Origin of the sequence: Streptomyces sp. WY228 (assembly GCF_019287315.1) — a bacterium.
Taxonomy (GTDB): Bacteria; Actinomycetota; Actinomycetes; order Streptomycetales; family Streptomycetaceae; genus Streptomyces; species Streptomyces caviscabies.
Window position 1 is genome coordinate 6,876,364 of sequence record NZ_CP079114.1, and the last position, 24,631, is coordinate 6,900,994.

At 72.2% G+C, this 24,631-nt stretch carries 16 protein-coding genes; 9 read left to right on the forward strand and 7 right to left on the reverse strand.

The window, feature by feature from the left end:
• The first annotated feature begins 161 nt into the window (after positions 1-161).
• From KV381_RS30140 to KV381_RS30150, 3 genes are all read left to right on the forward strand, one after another.
• Positions 162-3,929: a S8 family serine peptidase gene (locus tag KV381_RS30140; RefSeq protein ID WP_218786765.1), complete on the forward strand. Its 3,768-nt coding sequence runs from the start codon at positions 162-164 to the stop codon at positions 3,927-3,929.
• A gap of 208 nt (positions 3,930-4,137) precedes the next feature.
• Entirely contained in the window at positions 4,138-5,736 is a 1,599-nt protein-coding gene (locus tag KV381_RS30145) for a protein phosphatase 2C domain-containing protein (protein ID WP_218786766.1), read from the forward strand.
• Positions 5,737-5,847: 111 nt separating this feature from the next.
• Positions 5,848-7,590, forward strand: a complete 1,743-nt coding sequence (locus KV381_RS30150) for a pyruvate dehydrogenase (RefSeq protein ID WP_218786767.1) — start codon at positions 5,848-5,850, stop codon at positions 7,588-7,590.
• A 6-nt stretch (positions 7,591-7,596) separates the two neighbouring features.
• Here KV381_RS30150 and KV381_RS30155 read toward each other — a convergent pair whose 3' ends face one another.
• Both KV381_RS30155 and KV381_RS30160 read right to left on the reverse strand, forming a co-directional pair.
• The gene (locus tag KV381_RS30155) at positions 7,597-10,710 is read right to left on the reverse strand and encodes a glycoside hydrolase family 38 C-terminal domain-containing protein (RefSeq protein ID WP_218786768.1); all 3,114 of its coding nucleotides are present in this window, start codon (positions 10,708-10,710) and stop codon (positions 7,597-7,599) included.
• Between the two features lie 89 nt (positions 10,711-10,799).
• Positions 10,800-11,234 carry a ribonuclease domain-containing protein gene (locus tag KV381_RS30160; RefSeq protein WP_193462952.1) on the reverse strand — a complete coding sequence of 145 codons (435 nt, stop codon included), beginning with the start codon at positions 11,232-11,234 and terminating at the stop codon, positions 10,800-10,802.
• Between the two features lie 344 nt (positions 11,235-11,578).
• Here KV381_RS30160 and KV381_RS30165 point away from each other — a divergent pair, with 344 nt between their 5' ends.
• Complete coding sequence (locus KV381_RS30165; RefSeq protein ID WP_030083914.1) at positions 11,579-11,956, forward strand: ATP-binding protein; 378 nt, start codon at positions 11,579-11,581, stop codon at positions 11,954-11,956.
• A gap of 24 nt (positions 11,957-11,980) precedes the next feature.
• On the opposite strand, the gene KV381_RS30170 is transcribed toward KV381_RS30165, so the two are convergent.
• Together KV381_RS30170 and KV381_RS30175 are read right to left on the reverse strand one after the other, a co-directional pair.
• Complete coding sequence (locus KV381_RS30170) at positions 11,981-13,081, reverse strand: DUF2637 domain-containing protein (RefSeq protein ID WP_030083916.1); 1,101 nt, start codon at positions 13,079-13,081, stop codon at positions 11,981-11,983.
• Between the two features lie 192 nt (positions 13,082-13,273).
• Positions 13,274-14,122 carry a (2Fe-2S)-binding protein gene (locus tag KV381_RS30175; RefSeq protein WP_218786769.1) on the reverse strand — a complete coding sequence of 283 codons (849 nt, stop codon included), beginning with the start codon at positions 14,120-14,122 and terminating at the stop codon, positions 13,274-13,276.
• Between the two features lie 146 nt (positions 14,123-14,268).
• Between KV381_RS30175 and KV381_RS30180 the strand changes: the two genes are divergently transcribed.
• Positions 14,269-15,117 (forward strand): GntR family transcriptional regulator, encoded by an 849-nt coding sequence (locus KV381_RS30180; RefSeq protein WP_218786770.1) that lies wholly within the window; start codon positions 14,269-14,271, stop codon positions 15,115-15,117.
• A 65-nt stretch (positions 15,118-15,182) separates the two neighbouring features.
• On the opposite strand, the gene KV381_RS30185 is transcribed toward KV381_RS30180, so the two are convergent.
• The 3 genes from KV381_RS30185 to KV381_RS30195 form a co-directional block, all read right to left on the reverse strand.
• The gene (locus KV381_RS30185) at positions 15,183-15,617 is read right to left on the reverse strand and encodes a hypothetical protein (protein WP_218786771.1); all 435 of its coding nucleotides are present in this window, start codon (positions 15,615-15,617) and stop codon (positions 15,183-15,185) included.
• A gap of 231 nt (positions 15,618-15,848) precedes the next feature.
• Entirely contained in the window at positions 15,849-16,631 is a 783-nt protein-coding gene (locus KV381_RS30190) for a hypothetical protein (protein WP_030083920.1), read from the reverse strand.
• Between the two features lie 173 nt (positions 16,632-16,804).
• Complete coding sequence (locus KV381_RS30195) at positions 16,805-18,556, reverse strand: PucR family transcriptional regulator ligand-binding domain-containing protein (RefSeq protein WP_030625294.1); 1,752 nt, start codon at positions 18,554-18,556, stop codon at positions 16,805-16,807.
• A 308-nt stretch (positions 18,557-18,864) separates the two neighbouring features.
• Here KV381_RS30195 and KV381_RS30200 point away from each other — a divergent pair, with 308 nt between their 5' ends.
• The 4 genes from KV381_RS30200 to KV381_RS30215 all read left to right on the forward strand — a co-directional run bounded on the left by KV381_RS30200 (position 18,865) and on the right by KV381_RS30215 (position 24,596).
• Entirely contained in the window at positions 18,865-19,755 is an 891-nt protein-coding gene (locus tag KV381_RS30200; RefSeq protein ID WP_030083924.1) for a xanthine dehydrogenase family protein subunit M, read from the forward strand.
• Positions 19,756-19,757: 2 nt separating this feature from the next.
• Entirely contained in the window at positions 19,758-20,357 is a 600-nt protein-coding gene (locus tag KV381_RS30205; protein WP_030083926.1) for a (2Fe-2S)-binding protein, read from the forward strand.
• Positions 20,354-22,804, forward strand: coding sequence for a xanthine dehydrogenase family protein molybdopterin-binding subunit (locus KV381_RS30210; RefSeq protein ID WP_098026122.1), 2,451 nt, complete (start codon positions 20,354-20,356; stop codon positions 22,802-22,804). Before KV381_RS30205 ends, KV381_RS30210 begins: the two co-directional genes overlap by 4 nt.
• Positions 22,805-23,135: 331 nt before the next feature.
• Positions 23,136-24,596 (forward strand): NCS2 family permease, encoded by a 1,461-nt coding sequence (locus tag KV381_RS30215; protein WP_030083930.1) that lies wholly within the window; start codon positions 23,136-23,138, stop codon positions 24,594-24,596.
• Positions 24,597-24,631: the final 35 nt, after the last annotated feature.

The following is a 24,631-nucleotide window of genomic DNA, read 5'->3' on the forward strand; positions in this document are numbered from 1 at the left end:
CGGGGTCCTGGGTGGCGGGAAAGGGCCACGGCGTAAACCCGCCGCCCACATCATCCCCTGTACCCCTGGACCCTCTGCCACTGTGGCGCCACCGCAGCACCAACAACCTCCGGGATGCGGCCTCTTGGGCTGCTTTATTCCGGAATGACCTGGGGAGAGCGATGCGCCCGATATCGCGTACGGCACTCGGAGCGGCGACCGCCGCCGTGCTCGCCGTCACCGTGATCGCGCCGTCGGTGGCCGCGCCACCGGACGAGCGGGACGCGAACAGACCGATCACCGGAAGCGCGGCCGCCGCCGAGGGGCCGAAGCCCGTCACGCTGACGCTCGTCACCGGCGACACGGTGCTGGTGACGACGGACCCCTCGGGCGCGTCCACCGCCACCGCGCTGCCCCGCGAGGACGGCACCGTGCCGCTCGTCCAGACCCGGCAGTCGGGCCCTGACCTGTACGTCTACCCCGAGTCCGCCGTGTCCGCGCTCGCCGCGGGCACCGTGGACGAGGAACTGTTCAACGTCACCGGGCTGATCCGCCAGGGCTACGACGACAGCCGCACCGACTCCGTCCCGCTGATCGCCACGTACACCGGCGACACCGCCCGCCGCACCCTCGTCACCCCGCGCGGGGCCGAGCGGGGAGCGGCCCTCGACATCATCGGCGGACTCGCGCTGAAGGCCGACAAGAAGAAGGCCGCCGCCTTCTGGGCCGACCTCACCGCACCCCGCTCCCGGTCGGCCTCCGGACTCGAGAAGCTCTGGCTCGACCGCAAGGTTCAGGCCAGTCTCGACAAGTCGACCAAGCAGGTCGGCGCCGATCTCGCCTGGGCCGCCGGCTATGACGGCACCGGCACCAAGGTCGCCGTCCTGGACACCGGGGCCGACGCCGAACACCCTGACCTCCAGGGCCGGATCACCGCATCGGAGAACTTCACCGACTCCGCCGACACCGAGGACCGCCAGGGCCACGGCACCCATGTCGCGTCCACCGTCGGCGGCTCCGGCGCGGCGAGCGACGGGAAGAACAAGGGCGTGGCGCCCGGTACCGATCTGCTGGTCGGCAAGGTCCTCAACGACAGTGGCTCCGGCGCCGCTTCCTGGATCATCGCGGGCATGGAGTGGGCCGTCGACCAGAAGGCCGACGTCGTCTCCATGAGCCTCGGCAGCGCCGAACCGACCGACTGCACCGACCCGATGAGCCTGGCCGCCACCGAACTCGGCAAGAACAAGGACACGTTGTTCGTGGTCGCCGCCGGAAACCTCGGCCCGTCCCTGAACACCGTCTCCTCGCCCGGCTGCGCCCCCGGCGTGCTGACCGTGGGCGCGGTCGACCGCGACGACTCCACCGCGAACTTCTCCAGCCGCGGTCCCGCGATCGTCTCGCACACCCTCAAGCCCGAGATCGCCGCGCCCGGCGTCGCGATCTCCGCCGCCGCCGCGGGCGGCCGGGGCTCACAGGCGTACCGCTCCATGTCCGGTACGTCGATGGCGACCCCGCATGTCGCGGGCGCGGCGGCCGTGGTGAAGCAGCGCCACCCCGAGTGGACCGCCCAGCAGATCAAGGCGGCCCTCGTCTCCTCGGCGCACAGTGCCGTGCCCGGTGACGTGCGCGAGACCGGAGGCGGCCGTCTCGACGTCGACCGCGCGATCCGTACGCCCCTGCTCGGCGCACCGGCGGTCCAGGGCGGCACCTTCAACTGGCCGCAGGACACGAGCGATCGCACCACCGTCGCCGTGCCGTACACCAACACGAGCGGCAAGCCCGTGAAGCTCTCGCTGAAGGTCGCGGGCGTCACCGGCAACGACGGCTCGACCGTCGGCTCCAAGGTCGCCTCGCTCGGCCGGACATCCGTCACCGTGCCCGCCGGAGCGACCGTCGAGGTGCCGCTCGCCCTCGACCCGGACGCCCGGCTGACCGCCGCCCAGTACGGCGACGTCACCGGCCGCGTCCTCGCCACGGCCCCCGGCGGAGTGCGGGTCTCCACACCGTTCTCGCTGTACGTGGAACCGGAGACGGTCACCCTGCGCGTCAAGCTCGTCGACCGCACCGGCAAGCCCGCCGACGGCGTCTCCTCCCTCGACCTCATCGGCACCGACACCGCGTCCGGCGAACGCCGCTTCAACGAGGGCGCCACCGACCAGACCTACCGGGTCCGGCCCGGCGCGTACTTCGTCTCCAGCTTCATCGCCTCGCCCGACACCACCGACGCGACCGGTCAACTCGTGGGCTCGGTCGGCTATCTGGCACACCCTCAGCTCAATGTCTCCAAGGACACCACTCTCGTCCTCGACGCCCGCAAGGCCCACCGCCTGAAGGTGCGGACCGAGGACCGGGCCGCCGAGACGCGCGGCGCGACCCTCGCGTTCGGGCGCTCCTGGGACGACACCTGGCTGCACTCCGGGTCCATCTCCGGCACCGGGATCGTCAAGGACTACCTGGTCGACGTCCAGGGCAAGGCCCGTGACGGGGACTTCGAGTTCGCCTCCTTCTGGCGCGCCTACGCCCCGCAGATCCAGAAGTTCGCCCTCGTCGGCGGAGCGGCCCTGCACCCCCGGCCCGCCACCACGGGCTCGGTCAACCTGGACGGCACCGGCCGCGCCGAGGTCGTCGACGCCGGTGCGGGCAGCGCCGCCGAGCTGGAGGCCGCCGGAGCGCGCGGCCGGATCGCCCTGGTGAAGGTCGGCGACGACTCCTCGGCCGTCCTCACCCAGGCCCGGGCCGCCCAGGACGCCGGGGCCACCGCGCTCCTGGTGCACCGGCCGTCGGTCGGCGACTGGCAGCCGTCCCTCGGCTATGGGGCCGCGCCCCTGCCGGTGCTCGGACTGCGCGCCGACGAGGCCGCCGTGCTCAAGAAGGCACTGGGCAAGGGCAAGGCGGAGGTCTCCTGGACGGCCACGGCCGTCAGCCCCTTCGTCTACAACCTCTCCTTCCCGGAGCAGGGGCGGATCACCTCGGACCGCACCTACAAGGTCCGTGACAGGAAGCTCGGTTCGGTGGTCTCCACCCACGCGGCCATGGGCGTGGCCGCCGACTACGTCGACACGCTCCTGGTCTCCCGCCCCTACGGCGCGACCTTCGGCGCGTCCTCGCTCGCCCTGGTCTCCGCCCCCGGAAAGCGCACCGAGTACTACACGGCGGGCGACACCGTCTGGCAGAAGATGCTCTCCTCCAGCTTCCCCTGGGGCGAGCTGATGACGGGCGAGGCCCGTACGTACCGGGCGGGCCGGGCCGAGACGGAGGAGTGGTACCGGGGCCTGCTGGTCCCCGGCGCCCCGCGCGACGCGAAGGGCGAGGAGGCGCTCGCCGGTGAGCGGCAGGGCGATCGGATCGGCGTCGCCCCGGCGTTCCTGACCGACTCCGAACACATCGGCCAGCAGGGCTCGTTCGGCGACATCGGCAATGTGCAGCTCAAGCGCGAGGGCGAACTCGTCGGCAGCAGCGGCTATCCGTTCGGCGTCTTCGACGTACCCGCCGAGGCCGCCGCGTACGAACTCACCATGACGACCACGAAGATCGGCTCGCCCGCCGCGGTCTGGAAGCGGTCCACGCAGACCGAGACCACCTGGACGTTCCGTTCCGAGCGGAAGCCGGACGTGGTGTCGCAGGGTCTCCCGCTGCTCTTCCCGCGCTACGACGTGCCGGAGGACGGGATGAAGACCGTGCCCGCGAAGAACGGCCAGAGGATCGGGCTCGACGCGACCGGGCACGCCGGATACACCCCCGGCGAACTCACCGGCGCGAAGGTCTCCTTCAGCTACGACGGTGGCGAGACCTGGCACGCGGCCACCACCGCGCGGCAGGGCGGGCGCTGGACCGCGACCGTCGACCACGCGGACGCGAGCGGGAAGTCCGTCGCCCTGCGGACGGAGTTGACCGACGCGAACGGCAACACCGTCGTCCAGACCGTCGACGACGCGTACGCGGTGCGGTGAAGCGGCGGGGCCGATGAGCCGTCGACCCGGTGATCGGGTGTTCGTACGAACGGTCGACGCGCTGAAACGCTGATCTGCCGATCACCGCGACCGGTCCGCCGGGCGTCCCTTCCCGTGGGGGGTGGGGGCCGCCCGGCGGACCTCTTTTACGGGCCACTTTTTCCCGATGCCCCGTTTTCGGAGCACCTTCGCGGTGGACAATAAGGGCATGAGTCAGCAGGGGGAGAAGCCCGCCGCCCACGAGGACGACTGGTGGCGCAAGCTGTACGACGAGACCGCGCCGGACACCGGTCCCAGCAGCGCGGCCGACAGCCTCGACGACCGCTTCGACTCCGTGTCGGACACGGTGAGCAGACCGGTGGACGACCACCGCGGCCCGGACACCGTGCGCGGAGGCGTCCGGGATCCGTACGCGGAGGCGTACGAGGACCCGTACGCGGACCGCTACGAGGAACCGGACGCGGAACGCGACGAGAGCCCGTACGCGGACCGCCCCGACGTTCCGCGCGCGGAACGCGAGGAGGTCCCGCAGGTGGCGGACGCCGTGCCGGATCCGGTGCCGGACCCGCGCTCGGCCTGGGACCCGTACACGCGGCGCGACCCGCGGCCGGAGCCGGTACCGGCCGCCTCCGCCGCAGCCGCCCCGACCCCCACACCTACGCCGCCGCCCCCACCCCGCACCACTGCCTTTCCCGCCCCCTGGGAGGCGCCCGCCGGGCGCTCGGGGCCCCGGACGTTCGCCGTGCCGCGGGCGGCGGAAGTGCCCGAGCCCGATCTCGCGCCCGACCCCAGCGCCCTGCACCGGCTGCCGGACCTCGCCGACGGCGGTGGCGACGACGGCCGGCCCGCCGTCGGGCATCTCGGGGACCGGCCGCCCACCTACGACGCCGAGCCCGCCGCCCTGCCCTCCGCCACCTCGGAGAATCTGGACGGCCTCGTCCCCGACACCGTCCTGGACGGCGCGCGGTACGGGACGTACACCCTGCGGGCCGTCTCCGTGCGCGGCGACTCCGCCCGCTTCCGGGGCGAACCACGGCGCGACGGGCTGCTCACCGCCCGGTTCGGGGCCGCCGAGAGCGCCCTCGTCCTCGTCGCCGTGGCCGGCGGCAGGCGGGACGCCGAAGCGGCGCACCTCGCCGCGGCCGACGCCTGCCGCTGGATCGGCGGGGCCGTCGCCCGCAGCCACGTCCGGCTCTCCGAGGACATAAGAGCGGGCCGCCGGGGCGACCTGAAGTCCGGGCTGCACCGGCTCACCGACCGTACGTACGGCAAGCTGCGCGCCCGCGCCGCCGAACTCGGCGTCGAACCCGACGCGTACACCGCGAGCCTCCGCTGCCTCCTGCTCTCCGCCGACCCCGACTGCCGCACCCGGGTCTTCTTCGGCGTCGGCAGCGGCGGCCTCTTCCGCCTCCGCGACGGACTCTGGCAGGACCTGGAGCCCTACATCCCGGAGAGCGGCGCCGCCCCGCGGCCGGGCGACGAGCAGGAGGAAGGCCCCGACGGGGACCGGCTGACCATGGATCTCCAGATCACCGCGCCGCCGGCCCCGCACATCGAGGGGCCCGCACAGCCGCCCGCCGAGCCCTTCCGCTTCCGGGCCTCCGTGGCGCGGCCCGGCGACACGCTGATGCTGTGCAGCAACGGCCTCGCCGAGCCGATGCGCGGTGAGGCGGCGCTCCCCGGTGAGCTCGCCGAGCGCTGGGGGAGCGAAGGGGCGCCCGGTCTGCCCGCCTTCCTCGCCGACACCCAGCTCCGGGTCAAGGGGTACGCCGACGACCGCACCTGCGCCGCCGTCTGGGAGGCGTAACCGCGCCCGCCGTGGGTTGATGGTTCCGGAGCCCGGCGGAACGGTGTTTCGCCGCTCCGGTCCCCGGACAACCGACGTGCACGGAGCACGGGCAAGGAAGGGCGCGCACCCATGGCCAAGCAGAACCTGGCGGAGCAGTTCGTCGACATCCTCGCCAGGGCGGGCGTCAAGCGCCTGTACGGCGTCGTCGGTGACAGCCTGAACCCCGTCGTCGACGCCATCCGGCGTAACTCCGCCATCGACTGGATCCACGTCCGGCACGAGGAGACCGCCGCCTTCGCCGCCGGAGCCGAAGCGCAGGTCACCGGCTCGCTCGCGGCCTGCGCCGGCTCCTGCGGTCCGGGCAATCTGCACCTGATCAACGGTCTGTACGACGCACACCGCTCCATGGCCCCGGTGCTGGCCCTCGCCTCGCACATCCCCTCCGGCGAGATCGGCCTCGGCTACTTCCAGGAGACCCATCCCGAGCTGCTGTTCCAGGAGTGCAGCCACTACAACGAGATGATCTCCAACCCGGAGCAGATGCCGAGGCTGCTCCAGACGGCGATCCAGCACGCCATCGGGCGCGGCGGTGTCAGCGTCGTCTCGATGCCGGGCGACGTCGCCTCCAAGCCCGCACCCGAGAAGTCCGTCGAGCACGCCCTCGTCACCGCGCGGCCGACCGTACGCCCCGGCGACGACGAGATCGACAAGCTCTGCCGCATGGTGGACAAGGCCAAACGGGTGACGCTGTTCTGCGGCAGCGGCACGGCCGGGGCGCACGCCGAGGTGATGGAGTTCGCCGAGAGGATCAAGTCACCGGTCGGGCACGCGCTGCGCGGCAAGGAGTGGATCCAGTACGACAACCCGTACGACGTCGGCATGAGCGGGCTGCTCGGCTACGGCGCGGCGTACGAGGCGACCCACGAGTGCGACCTCCTCATCCTGCTCGGCACGGACTTCCCGTACAACGCCTTCCTCCCGGACGATGTGAAGATCGTCCAGGTCGACGTACGCCCCGAGCACCTGGGCCGCCGCTCCAAGCTCGACCTCGCGGTCTGGGGCGATGTGCGCGAGACCCTGCGCTGTCTCACCCCCCGGGTGAAGCCCAAGTCCGACCGCACGTTCCTCGACCGGATGCTGAAGAAGCACGCGAACGCCCTGGAAGGCGTGGTCAAGGCCTACACCCGCAAGGTCGAGAAGCACGTCCCGATCCACCCCGAGTACGTGGCCTCCGTGCTGGACGAGATGGCCGACGACGACGCCGTGTTCACCGTCGACACGGGCATGAACAACGTGTGGGCCGCCCGCTATCTGACGCCCAACGGCAAACGCAGGGTGATCGGTTCGTTCAGCCACGGCTCGATGGCCAACGCCCTGCCGCAGGCGATCGGCGCCCAGTTCACCGACCTGAACCGGCAGGTCGTCGCGATGGCCGGCGACGGCGGATTCTCCATGCTGATGGGCGACTTCCTCACCCTGGTCCAGTACGACCTGCCGGTGAAGGTGGTGCTGTTCAACAACTCCTCCCTCGGCATGGTCGAGTTGGAGATGCTGGTGGCCGGGCTGCCCTCGTACGGGACCACCAACAAGAACCCCGACTTCGCCGCCATCGCCCGGGCGGCCGGCGCCTACGGCGTACGCGTGGAGAAGCCCAAGCAATTGCAGGGCGCGCTCAAGGACGCGTTCAAGCACAAGGGCCCCGCGCTCGTCGACGTCGTCACCGATCCGAACGCGCTCTCCATCCCGCCGAAGATCAGCGCCGACATGGTCACCGGCTTCGCGCTCTCCGCCAGCAAGATCGTGCTGGACGGCGGAGTGGGCCGAATGCTCCAGATGGCCCGCTCCAACCTCCGTAACGTGCCGCGCCCCTGAGGTCGCTCAGGCCGGGGTCAGGCGCACCGTCAGGATCTGGAACGGCCGCAGGTCGAGGACCAGCCCGTCCTCGTCGGTCTCCGCCGGGTGCAGCGGCCGCTCCAGCAGATCGGTGATCCGGGCGTCGGCGACCGGGAACGACACCGTCAGCCGGGTCCGCGCCCGGCCGCCCGCCGACTCGTAGAGCCGTACGATCACGTCCCCGCCCCGGTCCTCGGCGAGCTTCACCGACTCGACCGTCACCGCCGGATGCCCCGTCGACACCAGGGCGGGCACGGCCGGGGCCACCGCCGCCCGCAGCGGAAGGTTCAGCGCCAGGCCCTCCCGTACGGCGTCCGTCACCTCCGCGCCGGGCGCGAGCGCGTAGCGGAAGCGGTGCACACCCAGGTCGGTGTGCGGGTCCGGGCTGTGCGGGGCGCGCAGCAGCGTCAGCCGGACCGTGGTGCCGAGACCGTCCGGGTGCGGGGTGCGGGTCACATCGTGGCCGTACGTCGAGTCGTTGAGCAGCGCGACCCCGTAGCCCGGTTCGGCCACCCGCAGCCAGCGGTGGGCGCAGATCTCGAAACGGGCGGCGTCCCAGGAGGTGTTGTCGTGGGTCGCCCGGTGGACATGACCGAACTGGATCTCGGCGGTGAACCGTTCGGCGTGGACGTCGAGCGGGAAGGCGGCCTTGAGGACCTTCTCCGACTCCTGCCAGTCCACCTCGGTGTCGATGTCGAACCGCCGGGCCCCCGCCGCGAGCCGCAGCTCCTGCACCACGGTCGACTTCCCGAAGGAGCGGACCACCCGCACGGCCGCCCGCAGCGGCCCGTCCTCCACCAGCGACACGGAATCGGCGGCGGTCAGATCGGTGCGGCTGCGGCGGTAGTGCCGGTCGATGTCCCAGGCGTCCCAGTGGTTGGGGTGGTCCGGGTGCAGCTGGAGGAGGTTGGCGCGGGCGCCGGGGACCAGCACCTCACGCCCGGCGACCAGATCCCGGACCGACGGGACCAGCCCGTCCCCGTCCACCACGACCCGCAACAGCCCGTTGTCCAGGACGATCTCACCGGAATCCGAGACCTCCGCCGTCACCGGATGCTCCGGGACCGCGGCACCGTCCAGCAGCCCCGCCCCGAGCCCCGGACTCCGTGCCGGCACCGCCACCCGGCCCTCGCCCAGCTCCTGGACCCGCGCCCCGGACGGCAGCACCCCGGCCGCCTCCGCGTCCAGCTCGATCACCTCGAACCGGTCGTACGGCGAGGAGTTGAGCGCCACCATGCCCTCGGCCGCGCCCAGCGAGGTCACCGCGTCGGCCACCACGTCCGCCAGCTCGGCGCGCACCTCCTCATAGGTGTCGCGCGCCTCGCGGTGCACCCAGGCGATCGACGAGCCGGGCAGGATGTCGTGGAACTGGTGCAGCAGCACTGTCTTCCACACCCGGTCGAGGCGTTCGTACGGATACGCATAGGCGGGCGAGCGCAGGGCTGCCGCCGTCGCCCACAACTCGGCCTCGCGCAACAGATGTTCGCTGCGGCGGTTGCCCTGCTTCGTCTTCGCCTGTGTGGTGTACGTGGCCCGGTGCAGCTCCAGATACAGCTCGCCCGACCAGACGGGCGCCCGCTCCCCGTACTCCTCCTCGGCCGCCGCGAAGAACGCCGAGGGCTTCTCGACCGTCACGCGCGGCGAGCCCTCCAGGTCCCGCAGCCGGCGGGCCCGCTCCAGCATCTCGCGGGTCGGACCGCCCCCGCCGTCGCCCCAGCCGAACGGCACCAGTGAGCGCGTCGCCCGGCCCTTGTCGGCGAAGTTCTTCTCCGCGTGCGCCAGTTCGCGGGCGTGGAGCTGCGCGTTGTAGGTGTCGACCGGCGGGAAGTGGGTGAAGACCCGGGTGCCGTCGATGCCCTCCCACCAGAAGGTGTGGTGCGGCATCCTGTTGTGCTGGTTCCAGGACAGCTTCTGGGTGAGGAACCACTTCACCCCTGCCAGCTTCGCCAGTTGGGGGAAGGCGGCGGTGCAACCGAAGGAGTCGGGCAGCCAGATCTCCTCCGTGTCCACGCCCAGCTCCTCGGCGAAGAAGCGTTTTCCGTGCACCAGTTGGCGGGCCAGCGCCTCGCCGCCCGGCATATTGGCGTCCGACTCCACCCACATCGAGCCGACCGGAGACCACTGCCCCGCCGCCACCGCCTCCTTGATCCGCTCCCAGATGTGCGGCTGGTGCTCCTTCACCCAGGCGTACTGCTGGGCCTGCGAGCAGGCGAAGACCAGCTCCGGGTAGTCCCGCGCGAGGGCGGTGACATTGGCGAACGTACGGGAGGCCTTGCGGACGGTCTCGCGCAGCGGCCACAGCCAGGCCGAGTCGATGTGCGCGTGCCCGCTCGCCGAGATCCGGTGCGCGCTCGCCGATGCGGGCCGCGCCAGCACCTCGGCCAGCGCCGCCCGGCCCGCCGCCGCGGTGCCGGAGACGTCGTGCAGATCCAGCGCGTCGAGCATCGACTCCAGCGCCCGCAGGATCTCGTGCCGCCGCGAACGGTCGTCGGGCAGCTCGTGCATCAGCTCGGACAGCACCTCGATGTCCAGGACCAGATGCCAGACCTCCTCGTCCAGGACCGCGAGGTCGGCGGAGGCGAAGCGGTACAGCGGGCGGTCGCCCGCGGTCAGCACATCGCCGAGCGGCGTCGGTGCGAAGCCGTGCTCCAGGACCGCCGGGTTGGCCGCCGCCTCCAGCAGCAGGTCCACCGGCTCCCCGCCCGCCGCCGGGGCCGCGAGCGTCAGGTGCCGGTTGCGGGGATGAACACCCTTGAGAGGGACGCCCAGATGGTCGTACAGCATGCCTTCCGCCTGGAAGCCAGGACCCTGGCCGGTGAACCCCGGGTCGACGACCACCTCCACCCGGCGCCCCGACCACTGACCGGGCACCGCCCCCCGGAGCCGGAACCAGCTGGTGGACCAGGGCTTCCCCCACTCCGTACCGGCCGTGAACGGCGCGAAGTCCGCCCCGAGGGCCTCGGCCACCGGCACCGGCTCGCCCGGAACGTGCCATACGGACAGGGCGAGCGGGGCGCGGGCGGCGTACTGGGCCGGGCGGACGAACTGGTGGAGGGCCCTCTCCAGGCGGCCCTCCACCAGGGTGCGGTCGTCGTGCATCACAGCTCCTCGGGAAGGCGTGGGGTCCTGGCCTGACGGCTCAGGTTTCCCTTCCCCCGGAGCGGGCGGAACACCCCTCGGAAGCGGGGTCAGCAGTCGTGGTCGACCAGGTCGAAGGAGGCGTAGTGGTCGGCGGTGTAGTAGTCCTCCTCCACCTGCTCGCCGGTGACGATCCGGCGGGCGCCGCGGTTGTCGGAGCCGGGCGTGATGACCGTGTACTCGTGGTAGTAGCCGGTGGACTGATCGGGCAGCAGGCCCTCGCGGTTCTGGAAGACGGTGCCGTCCTGCTCGTACGGGAACGGCCCGCCCTGCTCGATCAGGTCCAGGGTGTCGTGCGCCTGGGACGGCAGGGCGGAGTAGCAGATGCTGCCCACCGCCGCCGTCCGGAACGCGGTCGCGGAGTAGGCGGTGGTGGAGGTCGTCGCCGGGGTGGCGGCCTGGGCCGTGACCGGGCCCGAGGCGAGGAGAAGGGACAGGAGGGCGGCCGAGCCGCCGAGCCGGGTGATGCGTGGGGGGATGCGCATGCCATCATGATGACGCGCGTAGAAGTCGGGCCGTCAACGCCAACTCGGGTGTATTCGCCGGACGTTAACCGGAGCTGCGCCTATGTGGTGATGGCGTGCGCGGGTGGGATGTTCCGTGCGCCCCTCGCCGCTCCCGACCGTTCACTTATTGATGAGTCGACAAGCGTGACCGTGTGCGTACAGGGGCATGCATCCCGTGAGGCTGTTCGACGGACAGCCTGAGTGAAGGAGGTCGGTTCACTGTGCGGGCGGGGGAAATGACGAAGCGCCAGAAGAGGACCACGGCCGTCGAGGGGCGCGGCCCCCGGGGGCGGAGACCGGGTGAGGCGCCGCTGCCGGCCCGGATGCGCCGAAGGGTCGGCCACACCGAACGGTCGGCGGTGGGGGACGTGCGCAGGGAGCTGCGGGAGTTCCTCCGACATCGCTCCGGCCAGGAGCAGACCGACGCGGCGGAGTTGCTGGTGAGCGAGCTGGTGACCAACGCCCTCATCCACACCCGGCACGGAGCCGTGGTCACCGCCACGGCGACCACCGCCCGACTGCGGGTGGAGGTACAGGACTTCGCCTCGGAGGATCTGCCCGCGCCGTACGTACCGAACGCCGACGACGGTACGCACGGCAGGGGCCTGATCCTGGTCCGGAGCCTGGCCGACGCCTGGGGCGTGGAGGCACAGGCCCTGGGCAAGGTCGTCTGGTTCGAGCTGCACGGCGGAAGGCCCTGAGGGGCCCTCCGCCGCGAGGCGCCATCAGCCGAACTGCTGCTCCAGATCCTTCAGTTTCTGTTCCAGCGAGTCGAGCCGGGGGAGTGTCTGGGTGTCGTCCTCCGCGGTGAGGTCGACGGTCCGCGGGTCACTTCCCTGGTTCGGCGCGTCCAGGCTCTTCGAGCTCGAACCGTCCGCCGCCTGCTTCGGGCCGACGGCTTGCAGGGATGGCCGGGGTCGCAGAGGCAGCTGACCCGGCTCTGCTATGGCGGGCTCCGCGACGGCCGGCGCGCCGCCCGAGGCAGGGGTGAGGGCGGGCACGTCCACCTGCTGCCCGGCCCGGCCGCCGCGCCCCCAGACCCGGTTCTGCCGGTTCAGGGCCTTGATCCGGGCCCGGTCCAGCTTCTCCTGGTCGCGTCGGCGCAGCCGGTCCTGCTCACGCTCCCTGCGGTCCTCCCGCACCTCGTCCACCGCCTCGTCCAGGGTGCGGACGCCCTCCAGGAGCATCAGCGACCAGGCGCCGAAGGTCTCCCGGGGCGCCCGCAGCCAGCGGACGATCCGGATCTGCGGCAACGGACGGGGCACCAGGCCCTGTTCGCGCAGCGCGGCGCGGCGGGTCTGCTTCAGCGCGCGGTCGAAGAGTACCGCGGCCGAGAGCGACATCCCCGCGAAGAAGTGCGGAGCACCCGCGTGGTCCATGCCCCGGGGGGCGTGCACCCAGTTGAACCAGGCGGCGGCCCCGGCGAACGTCCACACCAGCAGCCGGGAGCCGAGAGCCGCGTCTCCGTGGCTCGCCTCCCGTACGGCCAGCACGGAACAGAACATCGCGGCGCCGTCGAGTCCGAACGGGACCAGATACTCCCAGCCTCCGCTGAGATTCAGGTTCTGCCGGCCGAAGCCGACGAGCCCGTGGAAGGAGAGCGCGGCGGCGACCGCCGCGCAGCAGAACAGCAGGACGTAACTGGCGGTGGCGTACAGCGCTTCCTTGCGTCTGCGGCGTTCCTCGCTGCGTTCCCAGGAGTCGTCGGCCGCGGCCTTGCCGGCGGCACGCTTGCCGCGTGCGACCACCGTCACCGCCGCCATGACTCCCACGAGCAGTACGGCGCCCGGAAGCAGCCAGTCAAGCGATATGTCGGTCAGTCTCATGCGCGGTCCCTTGCGTCACGTAGGGCGTTTCGTGCGCCATCGTGACGGAATTCCCGTCCCGCTCCGGTGGTTTCGGGACAAGAGCACGCCATGGGGGTGGGAGAGGCTATCGATGGGTGGAATCTTCTCGAACGGCCGCCCGGTCGGGCCGAGTTGCGTTCGATTCCACGTCATCCGGACGGGCGGTGTGGATCAGGAAGCTGCCCTCAGCTTGCGCACCCGGTCGGCGTCGCAGGTACGCGGGCAGGTCACACAGGTGTCCTCGGGGCGCAGGGTGTAGAAGAGGCAGCAGCTCGCCCGGTCCCGGGTCGGCAGCGACCGGCCGTCGGGCCCGGTCAGCTCACGGAAGCCGGCGGCGCCGACGTACGGCTTGGTCGTGCCGGGGAGCAGCAGCTCCAGCTCGGCCATCGCCCGGCGCTCCTCGCCCAGCAGATGCGCGATGTACCAGAGGCTCTCGACGATCTCGTCCGTCGCCATCCCCCACAGGGCCCGCTTGCCGCGCCGCATGCGCGGTCCGAAGCCGTCCAGCACCGGAGCGAGGTGCTCGGTCAGGGAGGCCAGGACCTCGGCCCGCAGCGCCGCCTCGTCGGCGACCACCCGGGCTCCGGGCAGCGAGGCCGCCGGGTCGTCCGGCAGACAGGCGAATTCCCGGATCCGCACGGTCAGGTGCCCGAGCGCCCGCTGGAAGGCCACGTCCTCGACCGGGATGCGGGGCACCCGGCGCTGCAGGAACCAGGGCATCGTCACCAGCAGGCAGGCGGGCCAGGCGTACCGGTGCAGACCGAAGCTGGCCACCACGTCCGGGCGGGCCTGCCGGCCGTGGTCGCGCAGCACCTGGGCGTTGTCCCAGGCCAGGAAGGCGTCCACGGCGGGGCCGCCGGCGGCCAGCTCCGCCGCGCCGACCCAGCCCGCGCCGGACGGGGCGACGGCGTCGCCGTCGAGCACGTCGGCCCGCAGACCGGGGAACACCTCGGTCAGTCGGGCGTACGCGGCGGTCACGGGGGACGTCGCGGTACCGGTGAACGGCGGGGAGAGGGGCATGCAGGGGACCACCGAATCGGGATCGTTGGCAGGTAAGGCTAACCTTACCCGACGTCATCGATGTTTGAACTGCAGCCTCCTGCATCTATCGTGCACAGGAGGCCCGGCGTACGCGAGTCGGTCCGCGGCAGGTGGAGGAGGTCCGGGTGGAGCAGGGCAGCGCGCGTGAGGGCGCACGTCCGGCGTACGCCCCCGGAGTGTTCCCGCACGCCCCGGCGGAGCGACGGATTCCGGAGGGCCGGGTGCCGGAACAGGCCCGGGGCGAACAGTCCCAGACCGCGCAGTCCCGGACGGAACAGCCCCGGACGGAACAGCCCCGCACCGAGCACGCCCGGGGCGAGCACACCCACAGTGAGCCTCCCGCGCCGCGTGTCGTCCGGCGCCACTCGGTACGCGGCCAGATCCTGGACGCCCTGCGCGCCGCCCTCGTCGACGGCGAGCTGGTGCCCGGCCAGGTCTACTCGGCCCCCGCGCTCGGCGCCCGCTTCGGGGTCTCCGCCACGCCGGTGCGCGAGGCCATGCAGCGGCTGGCCGTCGAGGGCGCCGTCGAGGTCGTGCCGAACCGCGGCTTCCGGGTGAGCGAACGCGGCCCCCGCGAGGTGGCGGAGCTGGCCGAGGTGCGGGCGCTGATCGAGGTACCGGTGATGCTGAGCCTGGCGCGTACGGTCCCGGCGCACCGCTGGAGCGTCCTGCGCCCGCTCGCGGAGGCCACGGTCACGGCGGCGGCCGTGGGGGACCGGGCCGCCTACGCCGAGTCGGACCGGGCCTTCCACCGCGCGGTCCTCGCCCTGTCGGGCAACGAGCAGCTCGTGAGCGTCGCCGACGAACTGCACCGGCGCTCCCAGTGGCCGCTGGTCTCCAGCCCGGCCACCCGCCGGGCCGACCTGCTGGCGGACGCCTCCGAGCACACCGCCCTGCTCGACGCCCTCATCGCCCAGGACCTGAACGTCGTCCAGTCGCTGGTCCGCGAACACTTCACCGGCGCCGACGGCTGACCCCGACGGCCCACCGGGGGCCGCCGCCCCGCCGGATAGGGTGTGCCCGCACCGCGCGGACATGATCATTTCCCCGTGGTGCCCACGAGACGCACGAGGCGCACGGGAAGCAGGGGCAAGGACATGGCGGGTACGGCGAAGGCACGAAGACGACCGCGGGGTCCGGTGGCGGCGGCCATGGCGGCGGCCGCGCTGGTCACGGGGCTCGCGGGCTGCTCGGACGGGGCGGACGACCGTACGCCCGAGGCCCCGACGGCATCCGCCACGAGCGCCTCCGCCACGCCGACGCCCGGCGCGAGCGCCGGGGAGAGCGCGAGCCCGAGTCCCAGCGCCTCGCCGAGCCCCACCACCGCCCCCGCGACGACCGCTCCGCCCACCGTCCCGCCCCGGTCCACGCCCGGCGCGCCCCTGCCCGTGCCGCGCACCAGCAGGCCCGTACCGCCGAAGACACCGGTGATCCCGCCGCGCCGGGACGGCGGCGGCTCGGGCTCCGGGGCCACCGTCGTACCGCAGAACCCCAACCGGGGACCGAACCCGCCGCCCGCTCCGCCGCGCCCGGTCCCGGAGCCGGACTGGACCGACGCGCGGTGGCAGCCGGGGGACCCGGTCGACGACCGGACCGGCGGCTGACCGGACGCGGCCGACCGGGGCGGACCACCGCGCGTCCGCCCCGTACCGTCCGTTCAGCCAGCCAGCCAGCCAGCCAGCCAGCCGTCCGTCGGTCGGTCCGCTCAGCTCGCCTGTGCGGTGCGCGGCGCGGGCGGCCCCAGATACGGGGCCAGCCAGGTCGGCACACCGCCCAGCAGCCGGAACAGCCGGCCGGCCTCGGCGCGCAGCCGGGCCGCCTCCGGTTCCTCCTCCGCCTCCGCGAGGGAGATCAGCGCCGGGGCCGTACCGACCAGGAACCCCAGCTCCTCCCGGATCCGCAGCGACTCCGCGAAGCCGTGCCGGGCCTCCGCCAGTTCGCCCTCGCGCAGGGCCAGCGCGGCCAGATGCCGCCAGGTGGACGAGAGCAGCAGTTCGTCGCCCCGGGCCGTCGCACCGGCGTGCGCCCGGCGGAACGCGGCGCGCGCCGACTCCGGCGACTCCGCGATGTTCTGCGCGATCAGCCCGCGCCGGAAGTCCAGCAGCGGCCGGGCCGGGGACGCGGGGGCCAGCAGCGCGGCCGACCGGCTCAGCGCCACGCTCGCCTCGTCGGACCGGTCCCGTACCGCCAGGAGGGTCGAGGCGTACGCCAGATGGCCGCGCTCGGAGGCGGCCGCGCCGCGCTCGTCGTCGCCGCGGGCGACGGCCTCCGCCGTGCGCAGGGCGTCCTCGGCGTCGGTCCAGCCCTGACCGGTGTAGAGACAGCGCTCGGTCAGCAGGGCGGTGCGCTGGAGCGCCGCCGCCGGATCGGTGTGCGCGTGGTGCTCCAGCAGTGCGGCCGCGTCCGTCCAGCAGGCGCGTGACCGCAGCCGCCATACCGCGGTCTGGAGCGGCGGATCGTCATCTGCTGTCGTTCCGGAACCAGACATGGCGGTATGCGCCACATTGCCCTCCCCGAGCGCGCCATTGTGCTGTTGGGTACGGCGCATCACAGCATGGAATGGCACGCCGGGCCAAGGGGTCCGGACAATGTCAGGTGAAAGATTTCACAATCGGTCGGAGTGCGACGGCGAACCGCCGGACCCCGTGCGCGGCCGGAAGATCAGCTCATGCGCAGGGCGAGGAAGAAGTCGAGCTTGTCCTCCAGGCGCGAAAGGTCACGCCCCGTCAACTGCTCGATTCGTCCGACGCGATAGCGCAGTGTGTTGACGTGCAGGTGCAGCCGGGCCGCGCAGCGGGTCCAGGAACCGTCGCAGTCCAGGAACGCCTCCAGCGTCTCGATCAGCTCCGCCCGGTGGCGCCGGTCGTAGTCGCGCAGCGGGTCCAGCAGCCGGGCGGTGAAGGCGCGCCGCACGTCGTCGGGGACGAACGGCAGCAGCAGCACGTGCGAGGCCAGTTCGTGGTGACCGGCCGCGCAGACCCGCCCCGGTCGGGCCGCGGCCACCCGGCGGGCGTGCCGGGCCTCCTCCAGCGCCCCGCGCAGCCCTTCGGCGGAATGCACGGCCGCGCTGACACCGAGTGTCAGCCGGCCGTCGTCGGCGAGCCCCGCCGAGAGCGGTTCGCGCACCGAGGCGAGCAGCGCGTCGGCGTGCAGCCCGGGCTCCCCGGCGAGCGCGTCGGCGTCCTCGACGGCCGCCCGCGCCGCGTCGCCGCCCTCGCCCTCACCGGACTCCGCCGGCACGGTGACGACCGTGGGCAGCGGCACCAGGGCGATGGCCTCCTCGCCCGTGTGGGCGACGGCGATCCGGTCGGCGGAGTCGGGCCCGCTGACCGCCGGGTCGACGAGGATCTCCTCCAGCAGCGCCTGGGCCACCGGACCGCTCGCGATGTCGCCCGCGGCGGCCCCCTGGCTTGAGGCGCTCCAGTCCACCCGGGCCACCACGACCTGCCACTGCGGGGCGACGCCGAGGCCGGGCAGCAGGACCGGCGCGGCCACCCGCAGCCTGGCCGCGATCTCGGCGGGCGCGGCGCCCGCCTGGACCAGCTCCAGGACCTCCTGGGCGAGTCTGCGGCGTACCGTACGGGCCGCGTCGCGGCGGTCGCGCTCGACCGCGATCAGCTGGGTGACGCCCTGGAGCAGGTCGAGCCGGGCGGCGGGCCAGTCCGAGGCGTCCGCCTCGACAGCCAGCAGCCAGTCGGAGAGCACCGACTCCCGTACGTCGCGGGCGGCCGGCACCGCGCCCCGGCCGGTGTTCCGGATCGGGAAGAGCGAATACGTCGTACCGGCGACCGCCGCCCGGTACGGACCCCGGCGGCCGGTGCGGGTCGCGGCCAGGTGGTGCCCGGCCAGCGCCGCGCCCAGCGGACCGGGCAGCGGGGCGCCCGCCCCGGCGATCTGGCGGCCGGTGGGGGAGAGGACCCAGGCCCGCAGGTCCAGGTCGGAGGTGAGGAGGTCCAGGACCACCTCGGGGCCGCCGCCCGCCGGGCCCGAGGTCATCAGCCGGCGGTGCCGGTCCACCACGGCGGCCAGATCGCCCGCCCGCTCGCCGGAGACCTGGCGGACGACGTGCTCGGTGATCGTTGCGAAGGCCACGGTCTCGTGCACGGCGAAGAGGGGGAGGCGGTGGTGCAGGCAGGCCTTGACCAGATCGGCGGGGATGTCGCCGAGCTCCGCCTCACCGGCCGCGAGACCGGCGACCCCGGCGCCCGCCAGGATCCGGACGAACGGCTCGGAGTCCGCCGCGTCCCGGCGCCAGGCGAGGCCCGTGAGCACCAGCTCACCGCCGGAGAGATAGCGGCTGGGGTCGCGCAGGTCGGTCGTCATGACGCCCCGGACCGTGCGGTCCAGCTCGTCCTCGCCGCCGAGCAGCCGCAGGCCCAGCGCGTCGGTCTCCAGCAGTGCGCGCAGCCGCATCTCGTCGCCGCCGATCTTTCCGTAGGGGGAGCAGGTGAAAGGGGAGGGGGAAGGAGGTCGTGAGGGGGAGAGCAGTGGGGTGAGCGGGTATCTGTGAATTGCGGTGAGGTTACTGATCCCCGCCATTCGTTCGAATCTACAAGACGAGGACGGACACCAGCCAACTCCTTCAGTGTTTCGGTGACTGCACCGACAGGGGCTGGGCTTGTGTACTGGGCCACACACCACGTGAACACCACATGAACGAGCCAGTCGAGGCAGGCCGTCCCCGGCCCCGGCGAACGACCCGATTGAGAAGAGAGCCACTCATGGACTTCCTTCGCCCCGCCAGCTGGGAGGAGGCGCTCGCCGCCAAGGCCGAGCACCCCACGGCTGTGCCCATCGCGGGCGGCACCGATGTGATGGTCGAGATCAACTTCGACCACCGGCGGCCCGAGTACCTCCTGGACCTGAACCGCATCGGTGAGCTGTCCGAGTGGGAGGTGGGCCAGGAGAGCGTGCGGCTCGGCGCCTCCGTGCCGTACAGCAGCATCATGGAGCACCTGCGTACCGAGCTGCCCGGTCTGGCGCTCGCCTCGCACACCGTCGCCTCGCCGCAGATCCGCAACCGCGGCGGCGTCGGCGGCAACCTCGGCACCGCCTCGCCGGCCGGCGACGCCCACCCGGCCCTGCTCGCGGCCGACTGCGAGGTCGAGGCCGAATCGGTGCGCGGCACGCGGCTGATTCCGATCGACGCTTTCTACACAGGGGTCAAGCGCAACGCGCTGGAGCCGGACGAGCTGATCCGCGCCGTGCACATCAGGAAGGCCGACGGACCGCAGCAGTACTCCAAGGTCGGCACCCGCAACGCCATGGTCATCGCCGTCTGCGCGTTCGGTATCGCGCTGCACCCCGAGACCCGCACCGTGCGCACCGGCATCGGCTCCGCCGCCCCGACGCCCGTCCGGGCCAAGGAGGCCGAGGCATTCCTGAACGCCGCGCTCGACGAGGGCGGATTCTGGGAGAACGGCAAGATCATCACGCCCGCGATCGCCAAGCAGTTCGCCGCCCTCGCGTCCGGCGCCTGCAACCCGATCGACGACGTACGCGGCACGGCGAAGTACCGCAGGCACGCGGTCGGCATCATGGCCCGCCGCACGCTCGGCTGGACCTGGGAGCAGTACCGCGGCGCGGGCCGCACGCTGGAAGGAGCTGCGTAACCATGCGAGTCAATTTCACGGTCAACGGCCGTCAGCAGGAAGCCGACGACGTGTGGGAGGGCGAGTCCCTCCTGTACGTCCTGCGTGAGCGCATGGGCCTGCCCGGCTCCAAGAACGCCTGCGAGCAGGGCGAGTGCGGTTCCTGCACGGTCCGCCTGGACGGCGTCCCGGTCTGTTCCTGCCTGGTCGCCGCCGGTCAGGTCGAGGGCCGCGAGGTCGTCACCGTCGAGGGCCTGGCCGACTACGCCAAGCACCGCGAGGACGCCCACCCCGGTGGCGGCTGCGCCGCCGGATCCTGCGGCACCACCCTGGACGCCGCCAAGCGCTGGCAGTCCAAGCCCACCGACGGCCAGACCGGCGAGGCCGTCGAGCTGTCCCCGATCCAGCAGGCGTTCATCGACGCCGGAGCCGTCCAGTGCGGCTTCTGCACCCCCGGCCTGCTGGTCGCCGCCGACGAGCTGCTGGAGAACACCCCCTCGCCGACCGACCAGGACATCCGCGAGGCGCTCTCCGGCAACCTCTGCCGCTGCACCGGTTACGAGAAGATCCTCGACGCGGTCCGCCTCGCGGCCGCCCGCCAGGAAGAGGCGGTCCAGTCATGACGACGCGCCCCGAAGCCACCACGCGCCCCGCGGCCACGATGCCGAAGGCCCAGACCGTACCGGCCGGCACGCCCACCAAGATCACCCAGGGTTCGCCCACCAAGGGCGGCATCGGCGAGTCCACGCTCCGCCCCGACGGCACCCTCAAGGTCACCGGAGAGTTCGCGTACTCCTCCGACATGTGGCACGAGGACATGCTCTGGGGCCAGACGCTGCGCTCCACCGTCGCGCACGCCGAGATCGTCTCGATCGACACCTCCGAGGCGCTGGCCACCTCCGGCGTCTACGCCGTGATGACGTACGACGACCTGCCCGCCGAGATGAAGAACTACGGCCTGGAGATCCAGGACACGCCGGTTCTCGCCCACGGCAAGGTCCGCCACCACGGTGAACCGGTCGCCATCGTGGCCGCCGACCACCCGGAGACCGCGCGCCGCGCCGCCGCCAAGATCAAGATCGAGTACCGCGAGCTGCCCGTCATCACCGACGAGGCCTCGGCGACCGCCCCGGACGCCGTGCTCGTCCACGAGAACCGCGACGACCACCACATCGGCCACGTCCCGCACCCCAACATCGTGCACCGGCAGCCGATCATCCGCGGCGACGCCGACAAGGCCGCCGAGCGCGCCGACGTCATCGTCACGGGCGAGTACACCTTCGGCATGCAGGACCAGGCCTTCCTCGGCCCCGAGTCCGGCCTCGCGGTGCCCTCCGAGGACGGCGGCGTCGAGCTGTACGTCGCCACCCAGTGGCTGCACTCGGACCTCGGCCAGATCGCCCCCGTCCTCGGCCTGCCCGAGGACAAGGTCCGCATGACGCTCTCCGGCGTCGGCGGGGCCTTCGGCGGCCGCGAGGACATCTCGATGCAGATCCACGCCTGCCTGCTGGCGCTCCGCACCGGCAAGCCCGTCAAGATCGTCTACAACCGGTTCGAGTCCTTCTTCGGACACGTCCACCGGCACCCGGCGAAGCTCCACTACGAGCACGGCGCCACCAAGGACGGCAAGCTCACGCACATGAAGTGCCGCATCGTCCTGGACGGCGGGGCCTACGCCTCCGCCTCCCCGGCGGTCGTCGGCAACGCCTCCTCGCTCTCGGTCGGCCCGTACAAGATCGAGGACGTCGACATCGAGGCGATCGCCCTCTACTCCAACAACCCGCCCTGCGGCGCGATGCGCGGCTTCGGCGCGGTCCAGGCGTGCTTCGCCTACGAGGCGCAGATGGACAAGCTCGCCGCGAAGCTGGACATGGACCCGGTGGAGTTCCGGCAGCTCAACGCCATGGAGCAGGGCACCCTGCTGCCCACCGGACAGCCCTGCGACTCGCCGGCCCCGGTCGCCGAGCTGCTGCGCCGGGTCAAGTCCCGGCCGCTGCCGCCCGAGCAGCAGTGGCTGGCGGCGGGCAGCGAGGGCACCTCCATCGACGTCCGGGCGCTTCCCGGCGGGCTCTCCAACACCACCCACGGCGAAGGCGTCGTGCGCGGTGTCGGCTACGCGGTCGGTCTGAAGAACGTCGGCTTCTCCGAGGGCTTCGACGACTACTCCACCGCCCGGGTGCGGATGGAGGTCATCAACGGCGAGCCGGTCGCCACCGTGCACACCGCGATGGCCGAGGTCGGCCAGGGCGGCGTCACCGTGCACGCCCAGATCGCCCGTACCGAACTCGGCGTCAACCAGGTCACCATCCACCCCGCCGACACCCGCGTCGGCTCCGCCGGATCCACCTCCGCCTCCCGCCAGACGTACGTCACCGGCGGCGCGGTCAAGAACTCCTGCGAAGCCGTCCGGGAGAAGGTCCTGGAGCTGGGCCGCACCAAGTTCGGCACCTACCACCCGGCCTGGGCCACCGCCGAACTCCTCCTGGAGGGCGGCAAGGTCGTCACCGACGGCGGCGAGGTCCTCGCGGACCTGGCCGACGTCCTGGAGGACGAGGCCATCGACATCGAGCTGGAGTGGCGCCACCGCCCCACCGAAGCCTTCGACCTCCGTACCGGACAGGGCAACGGCCACGTCCAGTACTCCTTCGCCGCGCACCGCGCGGTCGTCGAGGTCGACACCGAGCTGGGCCTGGTCAAGGTCATCGAACTGGCCTGCGCCCAGGACGTCGGCAAGGCGCTCAACCCGCTCTCCGTCCTCGGCCAGATCCAGGGCGGCACGCTCCAGGGCATGGGCGTCGCGGTGATGGAGGAGATCATCGTCGACCCGCAGACCGCGAAGGTGCGCAACCCCTCCTTCACGGACTACCTGCTCCCCACGATCCTCGACACGCCGACGATCCCGGTCGACGTGCTCGAACTCGCCGACGAGCACGCCCCGTACGGGCTGCGCGGCATCGGCGAGGCCCCCACCCTGTCGTCCACCCCGGCCGTCCTCGCGGCGATCCGGAACGCGACGGGCCTTGAGCTCAACAGGACACCGGTGCGGCCCGAACACCTCACCACCACCTGAGAGCCTGCCGGGTGACCTCCCACCGGCCGTCACCCGGCAGCCTCCGAGCGGTCCCCCCCATCTCTCCGGGCGGTGCGCAGAGCCGAGAACGTCACACTTTTCCGCACCCCGCACCGCCCGGAGGCCCGAGTACCGCACCGCTCGCGGTTCTTCACCGCCGTGCCGAGAGCACGGCCGCGCCTCACGGATCATCCGTGCCGCCGGCACATCCGTTCTGCTTCAACAGTCCGTCCCGGCCGTCCCCGGGTCGTGCAGCCGACGCAGTCATCCCAAATCCCGCATTCAGGAATCTCCACGCGGGTGCCCCTGTGAACCTTGGGAGTCAGGCATCATGACCCAGCAGTCAGTGGAACCGAAGACCAGCCCGGAAGGCGCGGGCCCCGGCTCGCGCATCCCCGCCGGAAGATCATGGCTCGACCGGTACTTCCACATATCCGAACGAGGTTCCTCGGTCGCGCGCGAGGTGCGCGGCGGCGTCACGACCTTCATGGCCATGGCGTACATCCTCCTGCTCAACCCGCTGATCCTGGGCGGGGAGGACGTCAACGGCAACCTCCTCAGCCAGCCCGGCCTGATCACCGCCACCGCCTTCGCGGCAGCCGCGACGACCCTGCTCATGGGCTTCGTCGGCAAGGTGCCCCTGGCGCTCGCCGCCGGACTCAGCGTCTCCGGAGTGCTCGCCTCGCAGGTCGCGCCCAACATGACCTGGCCGCAGGCCATGGGCATGTGTGTGATCTACGGTGTGGTGATCTGTCTCCTGGTGGTCACCGGCCTCCGCGAGATGATCATGAACGCGATTCCGCTCGCGCTCAAGCACGGCATCACCATGGGCATCGGGCTCTTCATCGCCTTCATCGGCCTCTTCAAGGCCGGATTCGTCCACAAGGGCGCCGGCGCGACCCCCGTGTCGCTCGGCCCGGCCGGTGAACTGGCCGGCTGGCCCGTCCTGATCTTCAGCGTGACCCTGCTCCTCATCTTCATGCTCCAGGCGCGCAACATCCCCGGCGCGATCCTCATCGGCATCGTCGTCGGCACCCTGATCGCGATCGTCATCAACGCGATCGTCGACATCGACCCCAAGTCGTGGAGCAGCGGCCCGCCGGAGCTGGAGGGCAGCGCGGTCTCCACACCCGACTTCTCGCTCTTCGGGAACGTCGAGTTCGGCGGCTGGGGCGACGTCGGCGTGATGACCGTCGGCATGATCGTCTTCACCCTGGTGCTGGCCGGCTTCTTCGACGCGATGGCCACCATCATCGGCGTCGGCACCGAGGCCAAGCTCGCCGACGACAAGGGCCGCATGCCGGGCCTGTCCAAGGCGCTGTTCATCGACGGCGCCGGCGGCGTCATCGGCGGTGTCGCCTCGGGCTCCGGCCAGACGGTCTTCGTCGAATCGGCCACCGGCGTCGGCGAAGGAGCCCGGACCGGGCTCGCCTCCGCCGTCACCGGCCTCTTCTTCGCCGCCTGCCTCTTCTTCACCCCGCTCACCGCGATCGTGCCGACCGAGGTGGCCTCCGCCGCCCTCGTCGTCATCGGCGCGATGATGATGCAGAACGCCCGGCACGTGGACTGGGGCGACCGCTCGGTCGCCATCCCGGTCTTCCTGACCGTGGTCCTGATGCCCTTCACGTACACCATCACCACCGGTGTCGCCGCGGGTGTCATCGCGTACAGCGCCATCAAGCTCGCCCAGGGCCGGGCCCGCGAGGTCGGGGCCTTCATGTGGGGGCTGACGGTGATCTTCATCGTCTTCTTCGCCCTCAACCCGATCGAGAGCTGGCTGGGCGTCCACTGACGCCCGGGCCCCCTTCCCGCTTAAGGAGATACGCC